Here is an 8,752-nt window from a genome sequence, read left to right as displayed (position 1 = left end):
GGTTGATCTCGCCCGTCCCGGTGGGCTGGTTGCGCGTCCAGGCGATCGAGAACCGGTAGGCCGTCAGGCCCAGTTCGGCGACGAGCTCAACGTCCTCGGTGACGGGGGTGTTGTGGTCGGGGGCGACCGTGTAGTCGGTGGTCCCCTCGGGGAAGTGATCCTTCGCGTCGATGACGGACGGACCCTTGCCGTCGGCGTCCCACCCGCCCTCGACCTGGTAGGCCGAGGTGGAGGCACCCCAGAGGAAGTCGGTGGGGAAGGCGGAAGGCTTGTCGTACTTCATGGTCAGTGGTTCCCTTCGGGGTGGTCAGTGGTTGACGGTGAGGACGGGTTCGCCGGCCACGAGGTCGTCGTGCGCGGTCACGGTCTCGATCTTGCCGAGCTTCTTGGCGTTGGTCACCACGAGGATCACCGTGGCTGGGTGACCGGCCTCCGCGATCGCGTCCAGGTCGGCGGTCACGAGCGTCTGGCCGGCCTCGACGTGGGTGCCCTTGGTGACGGCACCCGTGAAGCCTGCACCCTTCATCTGGACGGTGTCGACGCCCACGTGGACGAGGACTTCCACGCCCTCAGCGGTCCGGATGCCGAACGCGTGTCCGGTGTTCATGGATGCCACGACGTTGCCGCTCACCGGCGCAACGATCGTGCCACTCGTGGGCTCGACGCCAAGCCCTGGCCCCATTGCCCCGGAGGCGAACACCGCATCGGGCACCTGGTCGAGGGGGACGAGTCGCCCCGTCGCCGGCGAGGTGACATCGGTCTGCACCTTCGCCATGACGCCGGTGGCTGCGACCGCTGCGGCGGCCGCGCCGGCAGCCGGGACCAGGACGGCGGTGGCGTCGGGCTCGGTTCCCGCCACCACTTCGGCGTCGGTCGGAATGTCGGAGACGGTGGTGCGCTCGAACCGGAGGGAGAGGAAGTAGGTGAGCACCGCGGTCACGGTCATCGAGATGGCCAGGGCGATGAGGATGTTGTAGAGCTGTTGGAACGAATCCTCTCCGATGTACATCGGGAGCGCGGGGAGGCCGGAGACACCCGCCGCGAAGCGACGCGTGGCCATAATGCCCGCGTAGATGCCGCCGGTGGCAGCGCCGATGCAGCCCGCGACGAGCGGGTAGCGCTTCGGCACGTTGACGCCGTACAGAACGGGCTCGGTCACTCCCATGAGGGCCGTGATCCCGCTGGCGTTCGCGAGTTGCTTGAGCTTGGCGTCCTTGGTGCGCCAGGCGACAACGAGACCGGCGACACCCTGCGAGACGTTGGCGACCATGATGCCGGGGCCGACGAGGTTGTCGTAGCCAACACTGGCGAGTTGAGCGATGCCGAGCGGGCCGATGGCGTGGTGGATGCCCAGGACGACCATGGGCGCCCAGAAGGCACCAAGGAACAGCGGCGGCGCCCAAGAGGCGGTGGTGGCCATGAAGTTGAAGAACATGCCGATCCCCGTACCGATGACATCACCGACCGGACCGAGGAGGGCGAGAGCGAGCGTACCCATGACGAGGATGGTGAGCAGTGGCACGAAGATGATCTTCACGGCGGCCGGCATGATCTTGTTGAGGAAGCGCTCCACGTAGGACTGCACCCACACGACCAGCAGGATCGGCACGACGGACGATCCGTACTCCGTCAGGTAGAGCGGGATCGCCCCGAAAAGGTTGACGGGCTCACCCGCCTCGACCAGTGCTTCCCACGTGGGGTGCACCATGATGGCGCCGATGACGGCAGCCAGGATCGGGTTGCACTTCAGGCGTGCCGCCGCGGAGAAGGCCAGCAAGATGGGAAGGAAGTAGAAGACCGCGCCAGCGAAGAAGTTCAGGACCACGTAGGTTTGGGAAGCCCGGTCGACCCACCCGAACGCGACCAGAATGGCAAGCACGGCGCGGACCATGCCCGCTCCCGCGAAGGCGGGGATGACGGGCACGAACAGACCGGCCATGAAGTCGATGAAGGTGGCCACCGGCCCCCGCTTGTGGTGCTCGGCACCCTCATCTGCGTTGTCGCCCAGGGTGACGCCTGCGCTCTTCAGAAGCGCCTGGACCTCATCATGCACGTCCTGCACATGCAGGCCGATGACCACCTGAAGGTTGTTACCCGCCTCCATGACGGTGGCCACGCCGTCGGCGGCCCGAAGCGCCGAGAGGTCCACCTTGCCGGGATCCTTGAGGTCGAAACGGAGTCGGGTCTGGCAGTGGTGCAACGAACGGACGTTGTCCGGGCCTCCCACCAATTTCAACACCTCAGCCGCGAGCGGCGCATAATCCGTGCTCATATCGGCACCTTTCTCTGTCGAGGGAGGCCCGGGAACGCAAGAAAAAAGGACCCGAGCAGGGCCACCGTCCACGAGGGGATGGTTTCCCGAGCTCAGGTCCTGCTCCACCCGCGTGGTGGATGACATCCTGGGTCTCCGCGATTGGAATAACCGCTTGCCCACAAGGCTAGGGCGATTGCGGCACCCCCCACAACGGCCCAGCCGGGTACAGCCTGTACCACTCAGGGCATGGTTGCCGTAGGGTCGCAGGGTGGACAGGCACAAGGAATTGGGAGAGTTCCTGCGCGCCAAACGTGCACAGATCCCCGTCCAGGGCCGGCCGTTCGGTGGAACGCGTCGTCGCGTCCCCGGGATGCGCCGCGAGGAAGTGGCGAGCGCCGCGCTGATCAGCACCGTTTACTACACCAAGCTGGAACAGGGTCGCGCCAGCGGCATCTCCGCCGCCGTGCTTGACGGGCTGGCCGGAGCGCTCCATCTCACCGAGGAGGAGCGGGCCTACGTGACCACCCTCATCCCCGTGTCGGGCGAGGGCGGGAGTTCGGGCGGCTCCTCCGGGGGCGAGCGAATCGCCCCTGCCCTAACGCGCGTGATGGACTCCCTGGCGGGGGTGCCGGCCCACCTCCTGAACGATCGCTGCGACCTCGTCCGCGCCAACGCGCTCGGACGGGCCCTCTACCCGCTCCACTTCGACGGGCAGGCCACCCCGAATGTCATCCGGTTCTTGTACCTCGATCCGCGCGCTCCCGCCTTCTACGTCGACTGGTACACGTGGGCGAGCCAGGGCGTCGCCTATCTGCGTTCCGCGTTGGCACGCAACCCCGGCGACGCCTCCCTGGCGGCGTTCGTGGACGAAATGCGCGCGGCCTCCGAAGATTTCGATCGGGACTGGGAGACCCATCGGGTGCGGATCGCCATCGAGGGTGTCCGCCGCATCGCCCACCCCACCGTGGGCCAACTCGACCTCGACTTCCAGATCCTGCGCGCCGCCGGACACCCCCGCCTACGCCTCATCTGTTACACCGGCGAGCCCGGCTCCGTCACGGCAGGCCGCCTTGCCGCGCTCGCTGCCGCCCCGGCGCCGTCCGGTGGGCAAGGCTAGCGGCGTCATGGACCGACGCAAGGAGTTGGGCGATTTCCTCCGGGCCAAGCGAGCACAAGCGCCGCTACCCGAAGACGGACACCTGTTCGGCAGCATTCGGCGCCGCGTGCCCGGGCTGCGCCGCGAAGAGGTCGCCGAACGCGCCCTCATCAGCACGACCTACTACACCAAGCTCGAGCGCGGGAAGGTGGCCGGCATCTCGTCTGCCGTGCTCGACGGGCTCGTCGCCGCGCTCGCCCTGACCCCAGAAGAGCGCTCCTACGTCGCGGCGCTCATCCCGGTCACCGGAACTGTGGCCTCCTCGGGTGGCTCCGCCGATGCGGACGCCGTCGGCCCCGTCCTGCAGCGGGTGCTCGACGGGCTCACCACCATCCCGGTCCACGTCCAGAACGAACGCTGCGAGATCATCGCCAGCAACGCCATCGGCCGCGCCCTCTACCCGTTCCACTTCGAGCAGGACCGGCCCAACACCGTCAGATTTCTCTTCCTCGACCCCCGCGCCCGGGCGTTCTTCGTCAACTGGCAGAAGTGGGCCGACCAAGGTGTCTACTTCCTGCGCTCCGCCCACGCCCGTGACCCCCGGGATGCCCGCCTCAAGGCCCTCATCGCCGACCTCATCGCCGCCAGCCCCGAGTTCGCCCACGCGTGGGAGACCCACGAGGTGGAGTCGGCGGCCGTCGGCACCCGCTGCCTCGTCCACCCCGAGGTCGGACGCCTCAACCTGGACTCCCAGAACCTCCGCATCGCCGAGCAGCCGCGCCTACGGCTCATCGCCTACACCGCCGAGCCCGGCTCACTCACCGAGGAACGCCTGGCGAAGCTGGCCGCACTGAGCGACTGACCTGCCGCTCCCCGGGCCGAGTAGCCCTAGGCGACGGGGAAGGACAAGACGATGCGCCCGCGCTGGCCACCGGCCGCGAGAAGACGGTGGGCCTCGACGGCGTCCCTGGCGGGCAGCACCCGGGCCACCCGCACGGCGAGCTTGCCCTCCTCCACCAGTTCCCGCAGGCGCGTGATGGCCGCGTGATCGGTCCCCCGCTCACGGACGGTCCGGGAGTGCACGGTGATCCCCCGTTCTGGCTCCCCCTCCAGCACCCGGAAGACGACCAGTTGGCCGCCGTTGCGGATGGCGTCCTGGATCGCCCAGCCCAGGCTGGCGGCGTCCGCGACGGCGTCGACGCCCTCGGGCACCAGGGCTCGTGCTCGGCCGACCGCGTCCGCGCCCCGCGCCAGGAAGTCCGAAGCACCGAATCCACGAACGGCGTCCTCGTCAGCGGCCGAGGCCAGCGCGATCACGCGCAACCCCGCCAGGCTGCCCAACTGGGTGAGGTAGCCGCCGAGCGCGCCTGCCGCGCCGGTCACCAGCAGCGTCGCTCCTTCGGAGAGAGCGAGCGTGTCGAGCGCGTGCTGGGCGGTCAGCGCGTTCATGAGGAAGGACGCCGCCTCGGGCATCGACAGCCCGCGCGGTGCCGCGGTGACGGACGCCGCCGGTACGACCACCTGGTCGGCGTAGCCGCCGTGCGCACCCCTGGACCCGACGAAGGCGATCGCAGGCTCCCCCACCGCAGGCACGCCGGCGGGATCCACCCCCGCCCCCACCTCGTCGACGACCCCGGCCACCTCCATACCGGCGACCCACGGCGGCGGGGACGGGAATCGCGCCGCGAGCCGCCCGGTGCGCGCCATGACATCGACGGGGTTGACGGTCGCCGCCCGGACCGCGATGCGCACCTCGCCCGGCCCCGGGTGGGGTTCGGGCAGGTCGATGACGTGCAGGACCTCAGGCCCGCCGAAGCGGTCGAATGCGACGGCCTTCATGAAGCGAGCCTACGCGCCGCCGGTGTTCGAAGGGCACCCAGTCGGTACCACTTACGGGGCCACACTTTCTCCTCCAGCCCCCCGCGGGGGAGGATGGTGACGACGCACGAGAACCAGGAGAATGATGACCAGCGCGACCCCCTCGACACCCGCCACGACGGCGGGCCGCGGCCGCACGTGGGCGTTCGCCGCGGCGTCCGCCTCGCTCGTGGCGGTGTTTGCGGCCTCGGCCTCCCCGATCCCGGTCTTCAACGTCTACCGAGCCGAGAACGGCATCACGACGGCCGACATCTCGCTGAGCGTGGTCGCCTACTTCCTCGGCACCATCGGCGCGCTGCTCTGCCTCGGACGCCTCGCCAACCATCTCGGACGCCGCCCCACCGCCTTGGCGACGCTGCTGCTCCTGGTGGCCGGGTCGGTCGTCATGATCGGCGTCACGGGCCTGGCACCCTTGCTCGCCGGGCGCTTCCTCATGGGTGTCGGCGCTGGGCTCGCGTCGAGTGCGCTCACCACCTACATCGTCGACACGGCCCCGGCGAGGCCCGACTGGCTGGCGTCGGTCGTCACCTCGCAGGCGTCCATGGTGGGCTTGACGCTCGGCTCGCTCGCCGCTGGCGCCTTGGTGCAGTACGTGGTGGGGGCGCGCACGGTGGTCTACGTGGTGATGGTCGTCCTCCTCGCCGTCTGCGTGGCGCTCATCCTCATGGCTCCCGAGACCGGTAGACGGCAGCCGGGTGCCTGGGCGTCGCTGCGTCCCCGGGTCTTCGTGCCCGCGCACGCCCGTCCCCTGTTGCCGGTGGCGACGATGGTGTTCGCCTCAACGTGGGCGCTGGGTGCCTTCTACCAGTCGTTCGTGCCGACGATCGCCCGTGAACAGCTGCGCACCGACAACGCGCTCATCGTCGCTCTGCTGTTCGCCGCCTACATGGCGCCGAGTGTGGTGGGTGCGCCGGTGGGCGGACGCTTCGCCCCGGCCGCCGCCCAACGCTTGGGCATGCTCGTCTACCTGAGCGGTGTCGTCGGCATCTTGGCCGGCCTCGTGCTGGGGAACGTGTGGCTCCTCGTGCCGGCGACGATGGTTGCCAGCGCGGGCCAGGGCATCGCTGTCTCCGCGAGCATGCGTGCGCTCTTGCACGGCACGGACGCCGCCGACCGCGCGCCGGTCATGTCCGCGATCTTCCTCATCTGCTATTCGGGCGCGATGGTGCCGAACATCATCGCTGGTCAGTTGTCCCACGTCGTCGGGACGGTCCAGATCGCCTTCGGCTACGGGGTGCTTGCCGCTGCCGGCACGATCGTCGCCCTGCTGTTCGCCCGTGACCCCGAGGATCTCTGACGGAAGGATTCACCATGGATTGGACCGAGGACCAGCTCGCCCACATCGGCGAGGCCCAGGACTGCCGCATCGCCGTTGAGATCGGGGGCGGCTTCCCGAAGCGCACGACCGTCTGGATCGTCCGCTGCGGCGACGCCCTGTACGTCCGTCCCTACTTCGGCGCCGAATCCCGCTGGTACAACGCCGCCCTCGACGCGAACCGCGGCGAGGTGGACGCCGACGGCGAGACCTTCGGCGTCACCTTCGCCCTGGAGGGCGACGCGGCGCCGAACGACGCCATCGACGCCGCGTACCGGGCGAAGTACGGTTCGGGACCGGCCGCCCAGTACGTGCCGCCGATGATCTCGAGCGGACCGCGCGCCGCCACCGTCCGACTGGTGTCCCGCTGACCGCCCTTCGCACGTCCGGGCGGGGGGACGCAAGACGCCACCCCTCTCACGAGTGCTTCTCAGCCAGCCGTTCCAGACGGGGTCGCTCAGGTCGATTCTGCGTGGTCCCGATCCTCCACCCGCCGTCGGAGGCCGGCTCAGCAAGCCCTCGTTCGGCCAGTTCGGCCATCGCCGCCGCGGCCTGAGGGACGCTCACCCCGGCGCGCACAGCCAGATCCCCGAGATCGCGAGACCCCCGGCCGGGCAGCGCTTCGTAGACCGCCCGCACCGCGGGGTCGAGGAAGTCGAGCAGACGCCCCTGATCCGGTCGGGCAGGTGCGAACTCACCCAGAGAACCGATCTCCTCACGGATCTCCTCCACGCTCGTCACCAGTACGGCCTCGCCGTCACGAACCAACCGGTGCGGGGTGGCCGACATCGCACTGGTCACCGCTCCCGGTGCGGCCATGACGGGCCGTCCACACGCTCTGGCCCACGTCACCGTGTTGCGTGCCCCACTCCGGTGGGCACCCTCGACGATCACGGTTCCGCCCGACAGCGCCGCGATCAACCGGTTGCGTGTCAAGAACCGGAGCCGCGTCGGATGCTCCCCTGGCGGCAGCTCCGACACCACCAGGCCGGCCCGTGCGATGCTCGCCAACAACGGCTCATGGTTGCGTGGGTAGGGAACGTCGAGCCCTCCCGCGACGAAGGCCACCGTCGGTCCGCCTTCGGCCAGCGCTCCCCTGTGGGCAGCCGCATCGATCCCGTAGGCCGCTCCTGACACCACCGTCAGCCCGGACGCCGCCAGGCCCGCTGCCCAGTCGGCCGCCACCCGGTCGCCGTAGGGTGTCGACGCACGGGATCCGACGATCGACACCGACCGTTCCGACAGCTCGGCCAGCGACCCGTCGCCCCGCACCCAGAGCCCGAGCGGCACGCCGCGCGCCTGAACGACCGGCTCGCACGTGCCCAGCACCGACAACTGCTGCGGCCAGTCCGCGTCCCCCGGCACCAGGAACCGCAGGCCGAGCTCCTCCGCACGCCCGCGCACCCGGTCGAGATCCACGGTTGCGGCACGTCGCGCCCACTCGACGACCGGGCCGGGCCGGCGCAGGCCGGCCCAGACGTCGGCAGCACCGAACTCCTCCACCAGCGGGGCGATCCGGGCATCGCCCGGTTCCACAACGCACGTCAGCGCCATCCGCGCGAGACGTTCCTCATCAGGCAACACCGGTCACCCCTTCGCCGTCGTCTTCGCCGCGGCGCATGCCCACGGCTGCCATCAGGTCTTCCTTGGCGGGGCGGTCGCGCCCCGCGAGGTCGGCGAGCGTCCATGCGATGCGCAGCACCTTGTCGACGCCGCGGGCACTGAGCCGCCCGCGCGCCACCTCGGAGTCCAGCAACGCCACGCCACGGGGAAGCGGCAGCTCCCGCCGCAGATAGGGCCCGGGCACAGCCGCGTTCGTCGTCCAGCCTCCGGCGGCGAGCCGCACCCGCTGTCGGTCGCGCGCCGCGCGCACCCGCTCACCGACCACCGCTGTCGACTCCCCTTCGCCCACCGCCCGCAGGTAGGCCCGCGTCATGGGGCGCAAGTGACAGGTGATGTCGACCCGATCGAGGATCGGCCCGCTCAACCGCTCCCGGTACCGCCGAACGGCCTGGGGCGGGCACTGGCACTGGAGCCCGCGGCGCCCGTAGTTGCCGCACGGGCACGGGTTCGCGGCCAGGACCAACTGGAACCGCGCCGGGTACGTCGTCTGTGCGAGCGAACGGGCGAGCACCACCTGCCCCGACTCCAACGGCGTCCGCAACGCCTCCAGCGCGCGGGGGCTGAACTCGGGGGCCTCGTCGAGGAA

Annotated in this window: 9 protein-coding genes; 4 read left to right on the top strand and 5 right to left on the bottom strand. The window is 70.1% G+C overall.

What is annotated here, in order from left to right:
• A partial coding sequence (locus tag Q1K57_RS07185; protein ID WP_300080402.1) for a family 1 glycosylhydrolase occupies positions 1 to 283 on the bottom strand: 283 nt, incomplete at its 3' end.
• Between the two features lie 24 nt (positions 284 to 307).
• Positions 308 to 2,272, bottom strand: coding sequence for a beta-glucoside-specific PTS transporter subunit IIABC (locus tag Q1K57_RS07180; protein WP_300080400.1), 1,965 nt, complete (start codon positions 2,270 to 2,272; stop codon positions 308 to 310).
• 250 nt (positions 2,273 to 2,522) lie between these two features.
• Here Q1K57_RS07180 and Q1K57_RS07175 point away from each other — a divergent pair, with 250 nt between their 5' ends.
• Positions 2,523 to 3,371, top strand: a complete 849-nt coding sequence (locus tag Q1K57_RS07175) for a helix-turn-helix transcriptional regulator (protein ID WP_300080398.1) — start codon at positions 2,523 to 2,525, stop codon at positions 3,369 to 3,371.
• Between the two features lie 7 nt (positions 3,372 to 3,378).
• Entirely contained in the window at positions 3,379 to 4,212 is an 834-nt protein-coding gene (locus Q1K57_RS07170; protein ID WP_300080396.1) for a helix-turn-helix transcriptional regulator, read from the top strand.
• 26 nt (positions 4,213 to 4,238) lie between these two features.
• Here the strand turns inward: Q1K57_RS07170 and Q1K57_RS07165 are convergent, their stop codons facing one another.
• Complete coding sequence (locus Q1K57_RS07165; RefSeq protein ID WP_300080394.1) at positions 4,239 to 5,189, bottom strand: NADP-dependent oxidoreductase; 951 nt, start codon at positions 5,187 to 5,189, stop codon at positions 4,239 to 4,241.
• Between the two features lie 124 nt (positions 5,190 to 5,313).
• On the opposite strand from Q1K57_RS07165, the gene Q1K57_RS07160 reads away from it, so the two are divergent.
• Positions 5,314 to 6,525 carry an MFS transporter gene (locus tag Q1K57_RS07160; protein WP_300080392.1) on the top strand — a complete coding sequence of 404 codons (1,212 nt, stop codon included), beginning with the start codon at positions 5,314 to 5,316 and terminating at the stop codon, positions 6,523 to 6,525.
• Positions 6,526 to 6,539: 14 nt separating this feature from the next.
• Positions 6,540 to 6,914, top strand: coding sequence for a DUF2255 family protein (locus Q1K57_RS07155; protein ID WP_300080390.1), 375 nt, complete (start codon positions 6,540 to 6,542; stop codon positions 6,912 to 6,914).
• Positions 6,915 to 6,960: 46 nt separating this feature from the next.
• Here Q1K57_RS07155 and dprA read toward each other — a convergent pair whose 3' ends face one another.
• Positions 6,961 to 8,127: a DNA-processing protein DprA gene (dprA, locus tag Q1K57_RS07150; protein ID WP_300080388.1), complete on the bottom strand. Its 1,167-nt coding sequence runs from the start codon at positions 8,125 to 8,127 to the stop codon at positions 6,961 to 6,963.
• Positions 8,117 to 8,752, bottom strand: a 636-nt coding sequence (locus Q1K57_RS07145; RefSeq protein WP_300080386.1) for an ATP-binding protein, incomplete at its 5' end; no start/stop codon positions are given. The genes Q1K57_RS07145 and dprA, both read right to left, overlap by 11 nt.

Origin of the sequence: Propioniciclava sp., from assembly GCF_029977985.1 — a bacterium.
In the GTDB taxonomy this organism is placed as follows: domain Bacteria; phylum Actinomycetota; class Actinomycetes; order Propionibacteriales; family Propionibacteriaceae; genus Propioniciclava.
Note: the sequence above shows the minus strand (reverse complement) of the source record. Positions and strands in the feature narration are given on the sequence as shown.

Coding starts and splice junctions, on each gene's coding strand:
- Q1K57_RS07155 (WP_300080390.1), top strand. CDS start 6,540: ATGGATTGGACCGAGGACCAGCTCGCCCACATCGGCGAGGCCCAGGAC.
- Q1K57_RS07180 (WP_300080400.1), bottom strand. CDS start 2,272: ATGAGCACGGATTATGCGCCGCTCGCGGCTGAGGTGTTGAAATTGGTG.
- Q1K57_RS07165 (WP_300080394.1), bottom strand. CDS start 5,189: ATGAAGGCCGTCGCATTCGACCGCTTCGGCGGGCCTGAGGTCCTGCAC.
- Q1K57_RS07170 (WP_300080396.1), top strand. CDS start 3,379: ATGGACCGACGCAAGGAGTTGGGCGATTTCCTCCGGGCCAAGCGAGCA.
- Q1K57_RS07160 (WP_300080392.1), top strand. CDS start 5,314: ATGACCAGCGCGACCCCCTCGACACCCGCCACGACGGCGGGCCGCGGC.